Origin of the sequence: Maritalea sp. (assembly GCF_047634455.1) — a bacterium.
GTDB lineage: Bacteria > Pseudomonadota > Alphaproteobacteria > Rhizobiales > Devosiaceae > Maritalea.
The window spans coordinates 103,957-120,553 of the sequence record NZ_JBLIAI010000001.1; the positions used below are offsets into that span (position 1 = coordinate 103,957).

Consider the following 16,597-nt stretch of genomic DNA (forward strand, 5'->3'; position numbering starts at 1 on the left):
ATCAATAGATAAGACTTCCAGTTGCTGTAAGGTCAAGAAAAAACACTGTTGAACTTTGTGTTTTTCACCTGTTGACCTTCCATTGACTAGAAGGTTTAGGTTGCGGCTTAATCGAATGAAATTGGAGCTAACACATGAACATGCGCCCTGAGTTTAATGGTCAAATCAACACGACAAAATTGCCTATTGAGGGAATGACATGTGCGTCTTGCGTCAAACGGGTTGAAACGGCCATTAGCAAGATTGAAGGTGTCCGTGCTGTCTCTGTTAATTTGGCCACAGAAATGGCGACTTTTGAAGTCACCGATAAAGGCCAAGTCGACGAAGTCGCCAGAACAATAGAAAAAATTGGCTATGCGGTACCAACATTTGATGTCCAACTCGACATTGAGGGCATGACGTGTGCGTCTTGTGTGAAGCGTGTGGAAGATGCCCTGAGCAAGTTGTCAGGCGTTGTTAGTGCCAATGTGAACTTAGCAACAGAGAGCGCAAACATCATCGCCTTTCACGGTGTGGAAATCGCCTCACTTATTGGTGCCGTCAAAAAGGTAGGATACACCGCGAAACGACGTGCGTCTGACACATCATCTGACGATGAACGTAGAGCGAGCAAAGAAGCCCATTATGTGTCCTTGAAGCGGAACTTCATCACAGCGGCAATTCTAACGGCACCGGTGTTTTTCTTGGAGATGGCTTCTCATTTCATTCCGGGCGTTCGAGAGAGTTTACTGAATTTAGTCGGCAAACAAAACCTATATCTGTTCTATTTTGTGCTCGCTACCATCGTGCAATTTGGCCCCGGCATGGTATTTTACAAAAAAGGAATACCAGCCTTGTTGCGCCTTGCCCCGGAAATGAATTCGCTGGTGGTGTTGGGTTCAACCGCAGCTTGGGCCTATTCCGTCGTGTCTACTTTTGCTGCTCAAATTTTACCCGCGGGCACGGCAAATGTTTATTTTGAAGCAAGCACTGTTATCGTGACACTCATTCTGCTTGGTCGCGTTCTTGAAGCCCGCGCCAAGGGTCGCACAAGTGAAGCCATTACGAAATTGATGAACTTACAGGCAAAGTCGGCTCGCGTTCTGCGCAATGAAATCTTCGTTGATATACCGCTTGATGAAGTGCTCTCAGGTGACATCGTTCAAGTCCGCCCTGGCGACAAAGTGCCCGTAGATGGCGAAGTGACCAAAGGCTCATCCTTTGTTGATGAATCCATGATCTCAGGCGAGCCTATACCTGTTGAAAAAACCGCCGGTAGCGACGTTATTGGCGGCACGATCAACAAAACCGGTAGTTTTGAATTTCAGGCCACAAAAATTGGTGCCGACAGCGCGCTAGCGCAAATCATCAAAATGGTCGAAAACGCTCAAGGCTCAAAACTGCCTATTCAAGCATTGGTCGACAAAGTCACCGCCATTTTCGTGCCTATAGTAATGCTCATCGCGCTAATTACGGTTGTCGTTTGGATGGTTTTTGGACCAGACCCAGCGCTATCATTCGCTCTCGTAAACGGCGTCGCGGTGCTTATTATCGCCTGCCCCTGCGCCATGGGCCTGGCCACACCAACTTCGATTATGGTTGGCACGGGACGCGCTGCCGAAATGGGGGTGTTGTTCAGAAATGGTGAAGCGCTTCAAGATTTGAAAAACACAGAAATTGTTGCTGTCGACAAAACTGGAACCTTAACGCTTGGTCGCCCGGTTTTAACCGATTTCAAGCTGTTTAACGGTTTTGAGGAAAACAACACGCTAAGCTTAATTGCAGCGGCGGAATCAAATTCAGAACACCCGATCGCAGAGGCTATTGTTCAAGCGGCAAAAGAACGTAATATCTTAGTACCCACAACAGATACCTTCAATTCTCAAACGGGATATGGAATTGAAGCTGAAGCTGATGGGCACACCGTTCAGGTTGGTGCTGATCGCTATATGATCAGTCTTGGGCACGATTTATCTGCTTATAAAGAGATCACGATGGCGTTGGGGAACGAAGCCAAAACGCCGCTATATGCAGCAATAGATGGCAAGCTCGCGGCGATAATCGCTGTGGCTGATCCGATCAAAGAAACAACAGCAGCTGGAATTGCTGCACTACATAAATTGGGTCTAAAGGTCGCCATGATTACCGGCGACAACCAGCAAACCGCGAACGCAATTGCCAAGAAACTGAATATTGATACCGTGATTGCGGAAGTATTACCTGCGGGCAAAGTCGATGCAATCAAGCAATTGCAAGCTGGAAATACCCATGTCAGCTTTGTTGGTGACGGTATTAATGATGCACCGGCTCTTGCACAAAGCAATGTTGGACTTGCGATCGGAACAGGGACAGACATTGCAATTGAGAGCGCTGACGTCGTTTTGATGTCTGGCGATATGCGCGGCGTGGCAAATGCAATAGCACTCTCAAAAGCCACCATCACGAACATTCATCAAAATCTATTTTGGGCATTTGCGTATAATGTCAGCTTGATCCCGGTGGCAACCGGTATTCTTTATCCGATCACCGGCACATTGTTATCCCCAATGTTGGCAGCGGGTGCAATGGCCGTTTCAAGCGTATTCGTTTTAACAAATGCGCTACGTTTAAAACGTTTCCGCGCAACACACTAGAAAACTACAAGCAGGCGACATTTGTTTGTCGCCTGCCCTTCGTTTTCTTAGTGTTCGTGAGTCTCGTTTACTGCCAGCCATTTCCCGGTATAAAACCGTTCAAAGACAAACACGATCAGGAATGTGACAGCGGCAATTAACACAATTGCGGGGTCAGATTGCAGCTTCATGGACGTAAACGCGATGAGCACAATGGCGTCTGCCAAAAGTGCCGCAATCAAAATCCACGATGATGCCCCAATGTCTTTTCTGCGATATCGCAGCACGCCCCAATGAACGAGCATGTCCATAACAAGATAGAAAAATGCACCCAAAGATGCGATCCGACCGAGATCAAAAAACACTGCCAAAACAGAAGCGATAACAACAGTATACACAAGCGTGTGCCGCTGAATTGGTCCCGACATACCAAAATGACTATGTGGGATCATCTTCATATTCGTGAGCATGGCAAGCATACGAGAAACTGCAAACACGCTGGCCAATACCCCTGATGCGGTCGCTACAGCAGCGAGAACAACCGTTAAATAGAATCCAAGCTGGCCAAGTGCTGGTGCTGCAGCTTCCGCCAATGAATAATCCCGGGCGGCAATAATTTGCTCAATGGTCAAACTGGACCCCACGCCAAAGGCGACCAACAAATAAACAACAACACACAGTGCGATGGAAATCATGATGGCGCGACCAACGTTTTTGTGCGGATCCGTTACCTCACCACCGCTGTTGGTGATTGTGGTAAACCCTTTAAATGCGAGAATTGCAAACGCCACTGAGGCCACAAAACCCATTGCGGTGAATGTTTGCACCCCATCGGAAGCCGAAAACTGAAATCCGCTGGACCATAAAGCTGCGATACCAAAAAGTGCGATGCCGCCAATTTTAATGGCTGCCATTATGAGCGAAAAAAGCCCGACAGATCGGTTTCCGGCGATATTGACAACAAATGCAAACAAAATCACTGCGACGGCCAATATAGGCACCAACGGGCCACTCGTAATTTCAAAAGGTCGCAACACATATGTGGCAAATGTACGGGCCACCAAACTTTCAGCAATAACCATGCTTAGCGCCATTAGAAGTGCTGCGGCCGCAGCAATGCCGCCGGGGCCATAGCATTTCTGCAAAATCATAGCGATGCCGCCAGATGAGGGCCAGGCGTTTGACATTTTGATATAACTATAAGCACTAAGACTGGTCACGATTGCACCAATGATAAATGCAAGTGGAAAAAGCGGGCCTGCGAGTTGAGCAACTTGGCCCGTCAGCGCAAAAATTCCGGCGCCGATCATGACGCCAGTGCCCATGGCAACGGCGCCTCCGAGTGAAATACTCCCGGCTTTATAGTCCTCGGCTTTATGGTCGTGCTGCATTGTTGGCTCCATTTGTTGAGTCGTTGCAAACGATGCCAGCGTAAATCGAAATTTTAGCTGATCACGATCTGCATCTGAAATTCAGCCTGACCTGGTTTGAATAGTCGACACCACCCATTTCACCAACCAAAAACAAACCTACATGTCGTGCTGCGCCGTCGCGACGCCATTGGCCACCTGGAGTTCACGTATGTAGGTGACAATCGCTGCGACGTGCAACTGAGTTAGCCCCTCGCGTGGTGGCATATTGCCGAACTTCCAATGGTGCTGTGGCACGCCATTTTGGACCGCATTAAGAAATGCTGCATCGCCATGATGGCCTGGGTTGTAAATATCGTGAATTAGTGGCGGGGCACCGTCGCCACCGCTGGCGTTATCCCCATGACAAGCTGAACAGTTCTCGTCAAATATTTCTTTGCCTTTTTCTGCCAACGGAGAAAGCTCAACAAGCCGAACGTCAACTTTGCCGGACAAATTTGCGGTGTCTGGAAAATCCGGCTTATTGAAGTAGTTCCATGCTACTATGGTCAATCCAACAGCAAAAAAGCCCAACACGATATACTTCATTTCAATTCCTGACTGTAAATTCGACGCTCAACTGAACGCGAGAACTGCAACATCCCCCAACTGGAAGGTCAATCTAAATATAGCAGATGCGACAATTGGGCAAGCGGCACACAAATCACCAGTTGACATTTCCCCAACTGGAACCTGCATGTAACGCCCAAATCGCACTTTTCAAAAACTGCCCCATTTTAAACAACTTGGCCCGTCAGAAGTGAATTATGTCTAAGAACCTCAACTATCTAATTTTGGTAATTATACTTGTTGGTGGCACCGTTTGGTACCTTAAGGGGAGCAAGCCAGAAGCGACAGGCGAACCAATGGCAGAAGTCTTGGTGCCGCAATTAACAAGCGAGGAACAGGAGGGAAAGGCTTTGTTTGCTGAAAACTGCTCTTCGTGCCACGGCGATAATGCGGAGGGTCGACAGGGCTTTGCCCCATCGCTGGTTCATACATATTACAAACCATCTCACCACGCTGATATCGCTTTCCAACTTGCCGCTAAAAACGGCGTTCGGCAGCATCACTGGACGTTTGGTGACATGCCGCGTGTTGAAGGCGTTGATGAGAGTGATCTAACTTTAATCATCTCCTACATTCGTAAATTGCAGGTAACAAACGGAATTGAATAATTTCTCGCGTGCACAACAAGGGGCAGTAATCAGCATGACGCGCCGCCTGCCCCATTTTGGGGTTTGATCGGTGCGTAGCACAACACCAAAACTGAATTTGTATTAAATAATCAGAGCAAATGGCTGTTTTGCTGACATATGAAAGAACACGCAGCGTTTGGCAGGAACGCTTGGTTCATGGTTTGGGAGTAAACTTGTTATCACAATTACCTCATCATGGTAGAAATGGATTTTCCGACGGTGTATGATTCGCTATGCGCATCCTATTGACGATTATTGTTGCAAGTTTTCTTTTGTTCGCACAATCAATGCTGGCGAATGCTAATTCGCGCCTAGATTCCACGCCAGCAATTGCCAGCCTGGTTATCGAGCAATCAGTTGGTGGTGAATGCTGCAGCTCTGAAAAGACGGCCCACGCCAAAACAAATTGTGTTAGCGATTGTACGGTAGGCATATCTGGTTTAGTCGCAGCTTTTTGCGGGCAATTTAACCTGGCGGCTGAATGTCACAACGGCGAACTGCTTCGTGCGATTGTCTTGTCACTCAATGCCCCCCCGCCGATCACTGTGTCCTCATAACAAATTTCAACATCTTAAACCAAAATGTTGCGTAGAACTTAAGCGCAACCACAAAAATTATGTGGCAGAATTTATGACGATTAGCATCCCAACCCCATCGCGCCGGCAATTTATTCAGACAGGTTCAGCACTTGCATTGACCGGACTGCTCGGTGCCTGTGCCTCTGGTGTCAGTGCCGAGAAAAGTGCAACAGAGTTGACCAGCGCAGCCGCCTCTATGTATGGGCCCCTGCCAAACGAGCAGTTCCCGATACCGGCAATTGACCCGAAAAAAATCGACCCGCAATACTATCGACAAGAAGTTCGGTACAAGACTGATGAGCAGCCCGGTACTGTGGTCGTCGATACGACGAAGTTCTTCCTCTATTTGGTGCAGCCAGATGGCCGCGCCCTCCGGTATGGTGTTGGCTTAGGACGTGCAGGCTTTGCCTGGTCCGGCAGAGCGCTCATCCAATGGAAGCGAAAATGGCCAACATGGACTCCGCCTGCAGATATGATCGCGCGCCAGCCAGAACTAGAGAAATATAGCTACGAAAACGGTGGCATGCAGCCAGGTCTAAATAACCCACTTGGTGCACGGGCGCTTTATATCTTCAAAGACGGCAAAGACACGCTTTATCGATTGCATGGTACGCCGGAATATTGGAGTATCGGCAAAGCGGTCTCGAGTGGATGTGTTCGGTTATTCAATCATGACATCATCGATTTGTATCAAAGAGTGCCGAACAAAACCCCAATCCTTGTGATCTGAGGATGCTGTGAAGACTAAACCAGTGATCTTTGGCGGCATCGCAGTTTCGGTTTTGATTGTAATGTCATGGGCAAATATTGGCATCTCTCAAATCGGACTGCCTGCCGGTTCATTGCTGCCTTATAAGGATCCAGTCGTTGTGGCCAAAGGGGAAGTGATCTACAGTGAAAACTGTGCGTCATGTCACGGCGACAATTTGAAAGGTGAGCCAGACTGGCAAACGCCTAAAGAATCAGGTCGTATGCCAGCACCTCCACATGATGAAACCGGTCATACTTGGCATCATAGAGATGAACTGCTCATGACGATTACCAAACTTGGCCTCGCCAAACTCATAAACAAGCCAGATTACCAAACCGACATGCCCATCTATGATGGCATTTTGGAAGACCATGAAATTATCGCCGCGCTCGCCTACATAAAATCCAGATGGCCTGGCGAAATTCAAACCCGCCATGACGAAATGAACAGCCAGCCTAAGTAGAAAACAATGATGATGATTAAACAAGTCTTTGCCGTACTGGTTGTTGCTCTATTGACGACCTTTTCCACTGTCGCTGTCGCAGACGAACACGACGCTTCGCGTATCAAGCAACTCGCTTTAGACGCCATTCTGGAAAATCCAGAAATTATCGCACAGGCGATTACAATTCTTCGCGCCCAAGACGAGCAACGTCAACTGGAAAACGTCAAGCTAACGCTAGAGCTTTATCGTGAGGAATTAGAGAACGACCCGAACGCGCCTGTTTTGGGCAACCCCGATGGCACAATAGCTGTTGTTGAGTTCTTTGATTACAATTGCCCATACTGCAAGCGCGTCGCACCAGACGTGTTAGAACTCATCAACACCGATAGTGAGATTAAATTGGTTTATCGCGAATGGCCAATTTTGGGCGAAAACTCGGTTTTTGCTGCCCGCGCCGCATTGGCAGCGAGAGAACAAGGCAAATATGAGGAAATGCATTGGGCCCTCATGAGCCTTCGGCAGGCAAACCCTGAAACTGTATTGGCCGCAGCCGCCGATTTGGGGCTAGATCTGCAAAAACTACAAACTGATATGCAGAGCGAAAAAATTGACCAGCATATAGGCATGTCCATGCAACTCGCGGATGCACTTGGTTTCTCTGGTACGCCATCGTTTGTTATTGGCGATCAAACTGCACCTGGCGCGATACCTTTGTCCGAAATGCGAGAAATGGTTAAAAACTCGAAGGAAGCCAACGAGTAATTCTTTGGGTGGATTTCATCCCATTCGAAAACGTCTCTTGGGGGTTTTCAAATGGGGTGGTGCTTTCTTGCGCTAGGCATTTTCACTAAGCCTTGTGTTGCGCCTCAATACGCATCAACAAGAACGCTTGAAGAAGCGCAGCAATCATTGAGATGGCAAAAACAAATGTCAACCCGAAGAAGGTAGCCACAATCCCCGCCAGCAATGGGAGCACAAAGGCAGGCGCTGTAATCGCGTTGAAATAACCACTATATGCGGGCCGAAGGTTGTCAGGCGATATCTCCATCAAGAAGCCGATGACAGCGATTGTCAGGCCATTGGCAAGAGCGCCGAGAATGAAAAATACCCCTATAAACACATAAAACATCTGGTCAACATCAAGCTTTCCGTTGAAGATAAGAAACAGGATCACCGCAGGTGGAAATATTCTTGCAACTGCAATGCTTTTCAAGAGGCTAGCTTTGCCGAGATGGTCGCCCCACCAGCCCCACAAGACGTTCGAGATCAGTGCTCCTGCAGTTTGCGCTGCCAACAATAGCGTTACGTCGCCAAGATCAATCCCGTTTGCATCTGCCTGCACGATGTAAAAGGGCATTGCCATGAGAACAGCGCCACCACACCATTGCGCATAGACGAATTTTCTGAACTTAAAGTCGGTTTGAAACACGACCACGCCATCTTTAAGGTATTGAAAGAAAGTCGGTTTTTGTGGTGTCACTGAGCTTGTTTCTGGCTCTCCCATAGCCGCAAAAACCACAGATGATAAATACATCAATACAGACGCCATCGCGATGATTGCTGCGTAGGAAAGCGGAAAAGCAAGCATGCTGGTCAAGCGCTCGGCAATGGCCACGACGCCCAAAGCAAGAACGCCGCCACCAAAAAATCTAGTGGCCAGTAACCGACTTCGAAGTTCTGATGGAACGGAACGCGCAACAATATCATTGTAGGGAACGGCGACAATGCCGCTGATAAAAGAGTAGGCTGTCCAAATTGCCAGTACCAGAATTGATAATGTCTGAGTGGGTATGCCCGATCCGAACAAGAGAAGAAGCGCCAGCAAAGCCATGCAGCTTGCACGGCCAAATGCACCAACAACATAGTAGCGCATGCTGGAGCCGCCACGTTGAGCGAGGAAGCCAACAATCAATTGTGGGAACAACCACCCGAACCGTAAGATCGCAGTGACAGCCCCAACGGCTATCGGGTTGCCAGTTAGCTGATAAACCAACGAGGATATAATGGTTGCAGAATCAATGGCCGTCGAGCCTGCCTGAAAAGCAATTCCGGCGGTTGCTACACTTTTGAAACGGCTTTTTGTACTCACAGTCCCGACCAGTTTATGGGGTCAACATAAAGCCCAAACCAAATTGACCAGAGCCCGAGCACAACAAAAACAACACCGATGAGCCATCGCATCCGCTTCATTTTTGTTCCCAATGTTTCGAGCCATGAGGCAAGCCTGGGGACTGCGGCAAATAACGCGAGTGGTGACGATAAAAACAAACCAAAAAGGAACATCATCAAAAAACCGGTAGTCACCGTTCCAGTGGTTGCAGCAAGTCCCAACAGCCCGAAAACAATTGGCGCAGCACATGCCGGGATGTTTAGACCGAATGCCAACCCGAGAACAATGGGGTTCCGAGCGCGCTTCCATGCGGCAGGTGCCAGGCTGATTCTGTGCTTAATGAGACCCGACCGGCCAATCAAGAACGCAATTCCAATGGCAGAATATATCACCCCGAATACCAGCCAAAAGCTGGTCTGTATGCCGATGATCGCTTGACCTAGAAATGCGATTACCGCCCCAAACAGTCCTGACACGAGCGCCCGAGTAGCAACGAAAGTCAGAACGGCGTTTAGTTTTTCACGGCGGGATCGATCAGCCTGAGTTTCAAGAAACAACAGATGCCCGCCGATCGTGCATGGCTCAATGAAACCTAAAAGGCCCAAACCAATTGGTAGAAGAATAAATTCAAGCGTTGTAAATTCCATGTACTCCGTCGCCTTGATTTAACGCTAACCTATCCTGTGAGGGGAAGGTCAAGTTGCCAGAAAATCGTCGCTTTGGATATTAACGATAACAGATACATGCTGGTCTAGCCCGCACAACACGACAGCATTTTCACATCCATGTCGAATGTTTGCGCTGCAAGTTTGAGCCCTTCGACGGTTGTCAGATATGGAAAAATCATGTCGGCAAGTTCTTGGTAGGTCATGTTGCATTTAATGGCCAATGCTGCCGTTTGGATGCTGTCTGCGCCTTCAGGTGCAAGTATATGTGCGCCGAGCAAAATACCATTTTCCTTGTTGGCAATCAGTTTAATCAGCCCTCGTGTATCCCGCGCAGCAAGCGCTCTTGGCACATTGTCTAGCGTCAAAACAGACGTTTTAACCGAGAAGCCTTTTGCAATTGCTTGTGCCTCAGTATAGCCAACGCTTGCCACTTGCGGATCTGAAAAAACAACTGCTGGCATTACCATGTTGTCGTATGCAAGTTTGGCGTCGATGATCGCGTTTTTGGCCGCAATTTTTGCGCCATAAGCGGCCATATAGACAAATTGGTCAGTGCCGGTGACATCGCCAGCCGCATAGACATTATTTTTTGTCGAAAGCATATGCGCATCAACTTTGATGCCACCATGTTCGTTAAGGTCAATGCCCGCTGCGCTTAGGTTCAAGTTTTCAACGTTTGGCGTGCGGCCAGTTGCTATCATCACCTGCTCTGCTTTGATTGTACGCGGGTTTGCACCATCAAAAACAATTAGACTAATAGTGTCGCCATCTGTTTCTATGCGATCATAGGTGATGCCGCTGATGACTTTGATGCCTTCATCCTCAAAGTAACCGGTGAGCGCTTCACCAATTTCTGGCTCGGCCTCTGGGAGCAAACCGCGACGACTGATGATGGTTACTTCAACGCCAGCGCGTGCAAATATCTGTGCAATTTCTGCGCTTATATAGCCAGCCCCAATCACCAATAGTGACTTTGGAAGCGCTTCAAGCTCTAACGCGGTTGTGCTGGTCAAGTATGGCACATTGTCAATTCCGCTAATCGTTGGAACAGCAGGCCGTGTTCCTGAAGCGATGATAATTTTTGCGGCTTCAAATAACTTTCCGTCGAGTGTGAGTTGGCCCTCGTCGTTAAAAGATGCCTGCCCTTCAATGTAATCTACGTTTTCATATGAAGGTAAAAGGTCGGCATATTTGGCTTGCCTAAGGTCATCCACAAGTTGCTGTTTTTGGCGAACAACCGCAGACCAATCTGTAACTTTGGACGTCACTTCAATGCCATCAAACCGCTTTACCGAAGTTGCAACGTGCAAAGGTTCAACTGCACGTATCAACGCTTTTGACGGCACACACCCGACATTTACACAGGTGCCACCAATCGTGCCATGCCCGATTAACGCTACACGAGCACCATTGTCTGCTGCCGTAATTGCAGCAGAAAAACCCGCAGACCCAGCACCTATGACGGCAATATCGTATTTTTGATTGTTGGTATCGCAGCAGTCAGCCATTGAAGAACCTCATAGTGTTCAAAATTATTTAGATTGGTTTCGTTTTCGCCAAAGCGCATAGCCAGTAAGGGCGATAAAGATCGCGAGTGCTGGAAACAGGACATAGTCCAAATACCCAACAAGTGCCGATAGGCCAACGACGCCAAACAAAATGACGAGGATCGGCGTAAAGCAGCACAATGCGGCTATTATGGTGCCAACGATCCCGACTGTTAGAAGTTTATTCTTGTCCACTTGTCCTAAGCCGGATCAACCACCGAAGATTCATAACCAACGCTAACGGTTGAATTGATGATGTCTTGGATTGAGGTCAGCGTATCTTCAAACACCACGATCGCTGACAAGTCTTCAAGACTTGTTTGAACGTCGATAATACCATCAAGCCGCGAGATCGCACCTTTGACGATGAACGGACAACTTGCGCACGTCATGCCCGGCACGGAAAGCTGCACTGTTTGCTCCGCTGCAAAAGAAGATGAAAAAGGGGCAATAAAGCCGAACAACGCGATCATTAAAATTTTCTTCATTTGGGATCTCCAGGACAATTAGCTGAGAATGAGCGGCACGATGTAAGGCCACGCGATTGAAAGGCCGACAAGGATTGTTGCAAACCACAAACCACCCATTACGAAGTAATTGGGCAGCGGTCGCGCGCAGGCTTGGTCATCGTCGCACTTAACTTTTGACCGCTTATAGACAAGCCAATAGCCGTACACGAGAAAGCCCAAAGTAATGGTGATAAAGATAGGTTTGTAGGGTTGCAAGGCGGTCAATTGCCCGATCCAAGCGCCACCAATTCCAAGACTGAACAAGACCAATGGTACAATGCAGCAAGTTGATGCCGCAAGTGCTGCGAGAATACCACCGGTCGCAACCAATCCGGTTTTGACTTTCTCTTGGTCTACGGTTGCGGGCAGCGCGGCTTGAACTGAATTCTCGCTCATTTGTTACCTCTGGTTTGCAAGTACATGTGCTAAGCTACGATCTGTAGCTGCTACAGATGCAAGAAAATTCTCGATCAAGGATTTGTGATGACTAGAAAAGGCTATTCGATTGGCGACGTTTCAACAGCCACAGGGGTAAATATTGAAACGGTACGTTATTATGAGCGCATAGAACTTTTGCCAAAACCGGACCGCACGTCGGGCGGGAACAGGCAATATAACTATGATCAACTTAAGCGTTTGGCCTTCATCAAACGTTGTCGCGAACTCGGGTTTTCAATTGAAGAAATTCGGTCGCTTCTGGCGATGACCGACAGCAAAACGCAGACATGCGCAGAGGTCAATAAGCTGACAACCACTCACCTAAGTAAGGTCAAAGATAAAATCCTTGATCTACAAAGAATGGGAAACCTACTTGAAACCATGGTGGCACAATGCAGCTGCGGTGATGTGCCTGAATGCCCAATTGTCGACACGCTGCTAGAGATTTGAACCGCGCGTGCAGCGGCCAACGACATGGTTCCAATGGGTTGATCAAGGCAATTGCCTAATTGGTCAGGCCGGTCTCAGACCATACTATATTTCTTAACGGTTGATGCCTTGGTGCGCTGTCCATTGATCTCGTGCCCCGGGCTGAGTTATGAATGATCATGTCAAAGATCGATTCTCTTTTTGTTACCCGCCTTTATCACGCGACCCTGTGTGAACTCGGCAAAACGTTGGACGCATCAGAGCTTGAAGCCACATGCTTGTCGATTGCCGGCGATGATGAGGCCGGGCAGAAATGGTGTGAGGAAAACAGCTTTCCAGGTTATACCAGTTATGCCTCGCTGGACGACCTGCCCTGGCGATTTCCTATCTTCAAGAAACTAACGAAAATCCTTGATCAACACGTCGCAGCATTTTCCAAGGACCTTGAGTTTGATCTTGGTGATAAGAAGCTGAAAATGGACAGTTTATGGATCAATATTCTGCCTGAAGGTGGTATTCACACATCGCATATCCACCCCCACAGCGTGATCAGCGGCACAACTTATGTCGCTGTGCCCAACGGGGCTGGTGCCATCAAGTTCGAAGATCCGCGTTTGGCTATGATGATGGCCGCACCGACACGCAAAACCGATGCTCGGGGCGAATTGCGCAATTTTATTTATGTTGCACCAGAAGTGAGCGATGTTCTGCTTTGGGAAAGCTGGCTACGCCACGAAGTGCCGATGAACATGGCAGAAGAAGAGCGGATCAGTATCAGCTTCAATTATAGTTGGCACTAAAGGCACCACATGCCCCACCTACCGTAATTTCTGAACTCTACACAAGCTCCATACTGTCGAGCAGTTGTTGGCCCAACATACGCCTACATGTCAAGAACCGATGAACGGCGCGGGCCCATTTACCTTTCATCGTGCTCATTAACTTCAAAGTATGTTCAATAGGCTGCGCTCATTTATCGATGTTAAAACGCTTCACCAAAGCTTCGATCTGAAGCATTGAGAGGCTGGTCGGGCAAAGGCTTCTGGTCAAAAGTGCTAGTTTGGCGCTTTCTTCCAACTCTTCCATTGCAAATACAGCTGCTTCTAGGTCCTTTCCTGCCACCACAGGGCCGTGGTGCGCCAGTAGAACTGCGTTGCGCTTGCCTGCAAGGCCGCGGATCGCGGCACCCATTTCTGGATCGCCAGGCATAAAGAATGGTAGCAATTTAACACGGCCCAACTTCATTACCCCATAGGCTGTTAGCGGAGGAAGTGCGTCGTTTGGATCGGTGTCAGGCAAAATTGACATGGCCACGGAATGGGTCGAATGCAGGTGAACAACAGCACCTGTACCTGTTCTTGTTTCGTAAAAAGCGCTGTGCAGTGGCATTTCTTTTGTCGGTGCCAAACCACTCAACAATGTACCAGCTTCGGAGAAATGACTGATCTCCGCTGGATCAAGAAAGCCCATCGACTTTCCGGTTGGTGTGACCAGCAAGCCGCCGTCATCAAGACGGACAGAAATATTTCCAGATGAACCGCAAGTTAATCCGCGATCGAACATTGATTTTGCCCAAAGGCAAAGCTGTTCCTTTTTGTGAGACGCATCACTCATCGGCTTCACCGAGGACCTTTAGGGCTCTGCTGAAAAAGTCGGGCTGCCCGAAATTCCCCGATTTCAAGGCAATCGCAGCATTTTTGCCGACAACTTTTAGTGCGGGTACGCCGGGCGCTATTTCGGGGCCAATTTCAAGTGCCTCTGCCTCAAGTCCTTCAACAACAGCACCAGATGTTTCGCCACCCGCCACAACAATTCTTTGCCCTCCGGCTTTCAAAAACGCGGCAGCGAATTGGGCAAAAAAATGTTCAAACGCAGTCGCGGATTTCTCCAAACCAAACTTGTTTTGTGCGGCTTTGACTATTTCGGGATCAGCGGAAGAATAGAGCAACGGAGCCTCCGTTTGTTCCATCGTCCAATTGACAAGATCATCAATAATGTAGGCGCCAGCGAGCATTTTTTCGGCCGTCAGCTCCATTGAAGGATGATTGATCGCATATTCTTTGACTTGTGCGCGCGTGGCGATTGAGCATGAGCCAGATAGGACTACTGCTTTGCCGGGTTGGCCTGCCCATGCAGTTTTAGCGGTTGATGTTTCAAAATTCGCTGGCACGCCCATTGCGATGCCAGAACCGCCGACCAACATTTTTCTTCCTTTGGCAGCAGCGCCAATTTGCACCAAATCTTGATCCAAAATGGCGTCGATCACATACATAGCGCGCTCACTGAGACTACTTTTGATTGCGGGGCTGCCTTGGGACACTGTCTGATAGGCAATGTGTTTGATCTGCCAGTCAGTTTGTTGGCTCAAAATTTCTCGTATGTCAGGTCGGGTCATCGGAGTGAGGGGGTGGTTTTGCATCCCGCTTTCATTCAGCAATTTATCGCCGACAAACAAGTGTCCTTGATAGACACTTCTGCCGTTTTTGGGAAATGCTGGGCAAACCAAAACATGTTCTTCGCCCATCTCGTCGGCGAGCGCTTGAGCAACCTGTCCGATGTTACCGGCAGACGTTGAATCAAACGTCGAGCATACTTTGAAGATGATCTGTTCCGCGCCCTTTGAGCGCAACCAGCGAGCAGCTGCCAAAGACTGCTCAATCGCCTGATCAAGCGGGCAAGTCCGCGACTTTAGGGAAATCACGCCTGCATCAACGTCGGCGTAAGTTGACGTTGGAATGCCGACAAATTGTGTGACACTCATGCCACCTGTTCTCAGCATCAAAGCTATGTCAGACGCCCCCGTGAAGTCGTCAGCAATAACACCCAGTTTCATGGCCTAAAATTCCTTTATCGGTCCCAAGTCCAAACGGAAGATGTTTGGCGCGATGACATTTTCAAAGCGCTCACGGACCAGTGGGTCGTGGCCGGGGATAATAAGTTGATGAGAAGAGGCAAGTTCATGCAATCTGTCAAAACCCGCCAGCATGTTTTCTTTGTCGACAACGATTGGAAACAGCTTTTTGTCGTAAGCATTTTCGTAGTAATGCGCAGCATCTGAGGCCAAACATAGATAGCCAGCGTTCGTGCGAACGCGTACAGATTGCAGACCACGAGAATGCCCACCGATACAATGTACGGTGACACCATCTACGATTTCAGCATCGCCGTCGGTGAACTCGACCCGACCACTATAGACCCGTTTCACCGCTTCACAAATATGGTCAGCAGTAAATGGAGCCCTTAATGTTGAATCGCACATGCATGGGCCAGTTGCGAACGCCATTTCCTTTTCTTGTAAATAGAGTTTTGCATTTGGAAACAGCGCCAACCCGCCAGCATGATCATAGTGGAGATGGGTCACAATAACGCGGTCAATCGCCTCTGGCTCAATACCCAAGGGCCTTAGTGCCTCGCGTGGGTCGACGGAAATAGGACGACCACGTCGCTGGCCCTCTTGTGCATCATAGCCAGTATCCACGAGTATGATTTGATCATTGCGCCTGAGTACCCACACAAAATAATCCATTGCGTGCGGGGTGTCGTGATGTGGATCGTCAATAAAACTATCCGCCCGCGTGCGCGCGTTGCGTTCGGCGTATTTTACCGCGAAAACTTCCCAATTCGACATCAAAGCACCTGTTCATATGTTTTTACGGACTTGCCGAAAACCATATCAAAAATTTGGCGGTCAAACGCCAAGAAATGAGAGCTCTTCAGATGCGCCTGAAACGCCGCTGCACTATCGTAGATTTCGTAAAGCGCAACCTCGTTTGGGCGGCTGGGATCTGTTAAAACATCAAACTGTTTGCACCCCGGTTCCAATGAAACCGAAGCGCGTGCGTTTTGCTGCATGAGCGGTAGAAACCGTTCAAAATGGTCAGGAAGAATGTCAAACTGAACGATTACTGCGTACATAATTTGTT

19 protein-coding genes are annotated in these 16,597 nt (G+C 48.7%); 7 read left to right on the forward strand and 12 right to left on the reverse strand.

Going from position 1 to position 16,597, the window contains the following annotated elements; translation table 11 throughout:
• The first annotated feature begins 140 nt into the window (after positions 1 to 140).
• Positions 141 to 2,612, forward strand: coding sequence for a heavy metal translocating P-type ATPase (locus tag ACJAZW_RS00520; RefSeq protein ID WP_415154971.1), 2,472 nt, complete (start codon positions 141 to 143; stop codon positions 2,610 to 2,612).
• A gap of 47 nt (positions 2,613 to 2,659) precedes the next feature.
• On the opposite strand, the gene ACJAZW_RS00525 is transcribed toward ACJAZW_RS00520, so the two are convergent.
• Positions 2,660 to 3,982 carry an APC family permease gene (locus ACJAZW_RS00525; RefSeq protein WP_415154885.1) on the reverse strand — a complete coding sequence of 441 codons (1,323 nt, stop codon included), beginning with the start codon at positions 3,980 to 3,982 and terminating at the stop codon, positions 2,660 to 2,662.
• A 138-nt stretch (positions 3,983 to 4,120) separates the two neighbouring features.
• Positions 4,121 to 4,549 (reverse strand): c-type cytochrome, encoded by a 429-nt coding sequence (locus tag ACJAZW_RS00530; protein WP_415154887.1) that lies wholly within the window; start codon positions 4,547 to 4,549, stop codon positions 4,121 to 4,123.
• A gap of 218 nt (positions 4,550 to 4,767) precedes the next feature.
• Here ACJAZW_RS00530 and ACJAZW_RS00535 point away from each other — a divergent pair, with 218 nt between their 5' ends.
• From ACJAZW_RS00535 to ACJAZW_RS00550, 4 genes are all read left to right on the forward strand, one after another.
• Positions 4,768 to 5,178 carry a c-type cytochrome gene (locus ACJAZW_RS00535; RefSeq protein ID WP_415154889.1) on the forward strand — a complete coding sequence of 137 codons (411 nt, stop codon included), beginning with the start codon at positions 4,768 to 4,770 and terminating at the stop codon, positions 5,176 to 5,178.
• A 657-nt stretch (positions 5,179 to 5,835) separates the two neighbouring features.
• The gene (locus ACJAZW_RS00540) at positions 5,836 to 6,507 is read left to right on the forward strand and encodes a L,D-transpeptidase family protein (RefSeq protein WP_415154972.1); all 672 of its coding nucleotides are present in this window, start codon (positions 5,836 to 5,838) and stop codon (positions 6,505 to 6,507) included.
• A 7-nt stretch (positions 6,508 to 6,514) separates the two neighbouring features.
• Positions 6,515 to 6,991: a c-type cytochrome gene (locus ACJAZW_RS00545; RefSeq protein ID WP_415154891.1), complete on the forward strand. Its 477-nt coding sequence runs from the start codon at positions 6,515 to 6,517 to the stop codon at positions 6,989 to 6,991.
• Positions 6,992 to 6,997: 6 nt separating this feature from the next.
• Positions 6,998 to 7,735: a DsbA family protein gene (locus tag ACJAZW_RS00550; RefSeq protein WP_415154893.1), complete on the forward strand. Its 738-nt coding sequence runs from the start codon at positions 6,998 to 7,000 to the stop codon at positions 7,733 to 7,735.
• Positions 7,736 to 7,820: 85 nt separating this feature from the next.
• On the opposite strand, the gene ACJAZW_RS00555 is transcribed toward ACJAZW_RS00550, so the two are convergent.
• From ACJAZW_RS00555 to ACJAZW_RS00580, 6 genes are all read right to left on the reverse strand, one after another.
• Positions 7,821 to 9,062 (reverse strand): MFS transporter, encoded by a 1,242-nt coding sequence (locus tag ACJAZW_RS00555; protein ID WP_415154895.1) that lies wholly within the window; start codon positions 9,060 to 9,062, stop codon positions 7,821 to 7,823.
• A complete protein-coding gene (locus ACJAZW_RS00560; protein WP_415154897.1) occupies positions 9,059 to 9,730 on the reverse strand; it encodes a cytochrome c biogenesis protein CcdA in 672 nt (223 codons plus the stop codon). The genes ACJAZW_RS00555 and ACJAZW_RS00560 overlap by 4 nt, the downstream gene beginning before the upstream one ends.
• Positions 9,731 to 9,834: 104 nt before the next feature.
• Positions 9,835 to 11,259, reverse strand: coding sequence for a mercury(II) reductase (gene merA, locus ACJAZW_RS00565; RefSeq protein ID WP_415154899.1), 1,425 nt, complete (start codon positions 11,257 to 11,259; stop codon positions 9,835 to 9,837).
• Between the two features lie 24 nt (positions 11,260 to 11,283).
• Positions 11,284 to 11,493 (reverse strand): mercury resistance system transport protein MerF, encoded by a 210-nt coding sequence (gene merF, locus ACJAZW_RS00570; protein WP_415154901.1) that lies wholly within the window; start codon positions 11,491 to 11,493, stop codon positions 11,284 to 11,286.
• 5 nt (positions 11,494 to 11,498) lie between these two features.
• On the reverse strand, positions 11,499 to 11,786 hold the full coding sequence (locus tag ACJAZW_RS00575; RefSeq protein WP_415154903.1) for a cation transporter: 288 nt from the start codon (positions 11,784 to 11,786) through the stop codon (positions 11,499 to 11,501).
• Positions 11,787 to 11,804: 18 nt separating this feature from the next.
• Entirely contained in the window at positions 11,805 to 12,203 is a 399-nt protein-coding gene (locus ACJAZW_RS00580) for a mercuric transporter MerT family protein (RefSeq protein ID WP_415154904.1), read from the reverse strand.
• Between the two features lie 87 nt (positions 12,204 to 12,290).
• On the opposite strand from ACJAZW_RS00580, the gene ACJAZW_RS00585 reads away from it, so the two are divergent.
• Both ACJAZW_RS00585 and ACJAZW_RS00590 read left to right on the forward strand, forming a co-directional pair.
• The gene (locus ACJAZW_RS00585) at positions 12,291 to 12,695 is read left to right on the forward strand and encodes a MerR family transcriptional regulator (RefSeq protein WP_415154905.1); all 405 of its coding nucleotides are present in this window, start codon (positions 12,291 to 12,293) and stop codon (positions 12,693 to 12,695) included.
• Positions 12,696 to 12,853: 158 nt separating this feature from the next.
• Positions 12,854 to 13,474 (forward strand): TIGR02466 family protein, encoded by a 621-nt coding sequence (locus tag ACJAZW_RS00590; protein ID WP_415154906.1) that lies wholly within the window; start codon positions 12,854 to 12,856, stop codon positions 13,472 to 13,474.
• Positions 13,475 to 13,643: 169 nt separating this feature from the next.
• On the opposite strand, the gene otnC is transcribed toward ACJAZW_RS00590, so the two are convergent.
• The 4 genes from otnC to ACJAZW_RS00610 are packed head-to-tail and all read right to left on the reverse strand — an operon-like array spanning position 13,644 to position 16,589.
• The gene (gene otnC, locus ACJAZW_RS00595) at positions 13,644 to 14,288 is read right to left on the reverse strand and encodes a 3-oxo-tetronate 4-phosphate decarboxylase (protein ID WP_415154907.1); all 645 of its coding nucleotides are present in this window, start codon (positions 14,286 to 14,288) and stop codon (positions 13,644 to 13,646) included.
• Positions 14,281 to 15,507, reverse strand: coding sequence for a 3-oxo-tetronate kinase (gene otnK / locus ACJAZW_RS00600; RefSeq protein ID WP_415154908.1), 1,227 nt, complete (start codon positions 15,505 to 15,507; stop codon positions 14,281 to 14,283). Before otnK ends, otnC begins: the two co-directional genes overlap by 8 nt.
• 3 nt (positions 15,508 to 15,510) lie before the next feature.
• Positions 15,511 to 16,302: an N-acyl homoserine lactonase family protein gene (locus ACJAZW_RS00605; RefSeq protein ID WP_415154909.1), complete on the reverse strand. Its 792-nt coding sequence runs from the start codon at positions 16,300 to 16,302 to the stop codon at positions 15,511 to 15,513.
• Positions 16,302 to 16,589 (reverse strand): putative quinol monooxygenase, encoded by a 288-nt coding sequence (locus tag ACJAZW_RS00610; protein WP_415154910.1) that lies wholly within the window; start codon positions 16,587 to 16,589, stop codon positions 16,302 to 16,304. Before ACJAZW_RS00610 ends, ACJAZW_RS00605 begins: the two co-directional genes overlap by 1 nt.
• Positions 16,590 to 16,597 lie beyond the last annotated feature (8 nt).

Bases quoted from the DNA above. Each gene is read 5' to 3' on its own strand.
- ACJAZW_RS00520 (WP_415154971.1), top strand. From the start codon at position 141: ATGCGCCCTGAGTTTAATGGTCAAATCAACACGACAAAATTGCCTATT.
- ACJAZW_RS00525 (WP_415154885.1), bottom strand. From the start codon at position 3,982: ATGCAGCACGACCATAAAGCCGAGGACTATAAAGCCGGGAGTATTTCA.
- ACJAZW_RS00530 (WP_415154887.1), bottom strand. From the start codon at position 4,549: ATGAAGTATATCGTGTTGGGCTTTTTTGCTGTTGGATTGACCATAGTA.
- ACJAZW_RS00535 (WP_415154889.1), top strand. From the start codon at position 4,768: ATGTCTAAGAACCTCAACTATCTAATTTTGGTAATTATACTTGTTGGT.
- ACJAZW_RS00550 (WP_415154893.1), top strand. From the start codon at position 6,998: ATGATGATGATTAAACAAGTCTTTGCCGTACTGGTTGTTGCTCTATTG.
- ACJAZW_RS00560 (WP_415154897.1), bottom strand. From the start codon at position 9,730: ATGGAATTTACAACGCTTGAATTTATTCTTCTACCAATTGGTTTGGGC.
- merA (WP_415154899.1), bottom strand. From the start codon at position 11,259: ATGGCTGACTGCTGCGATACCAACAATCAAAAATACGATATTGCCGTC.
- ACJAZW_RS00575 (WP_415154903.1), bottom strand. From the start codon at position 11,786: ATGAAGAAAATTTTAATGATCGCGTTGTTCGGCTTTATTGCCCCTTTT.
- ACJAZW_RS00580 (WP_415154904.1), bottom strand. From the start codon at position 12,203: ATGAGCGAGAATTCAGTTCAAGCCGCGCTGCCCGCAACCGTAGACCAA.
- ACJAZW_RS00585 (WP_415154905.1), top strand. From the start codon at position 12,291: ATGACTAGAAAAGGCTATTCGATTGGCGACGTTTCAACAGCCACAGGG.
- ACJAZW_RS00590 (WP_415154906.1), top strand. From the start codon at position 12,854: ATGTCAAAGATCGATTCTCTTTTTGTTACCCGCCTTTATCACGCGACC.
- otnC (WP_415154907.1), bottom strand. From the start codon at position 14,288: ATGAGTGATGCGTCTCACAAAAAGGAACAGCTTTGCCTTTGGGCAAAA.
- otnK (WP_415154908.1), bottom strand. From the start codon at position 15,507: ATGAAACTGGGTGTTATTGCTGACGACTTCACGGGGGCGTCTGACATA.
- ACJAZW_RS00605 (WP_415154909.1), bottom strand. From the start codon at position 16,302: ATGTCGAATTGGGAAGTTTTCGCGGTAAAATACGCCGAACGCAACGCG.
- ACJAZW_RS00610 (WP_415154910.1), bottom strand. From the start codon at position 16,589: ATGTACGCAGTAATCGTTCAGTTTGACATTCTTCCTGACCATTTTGAA.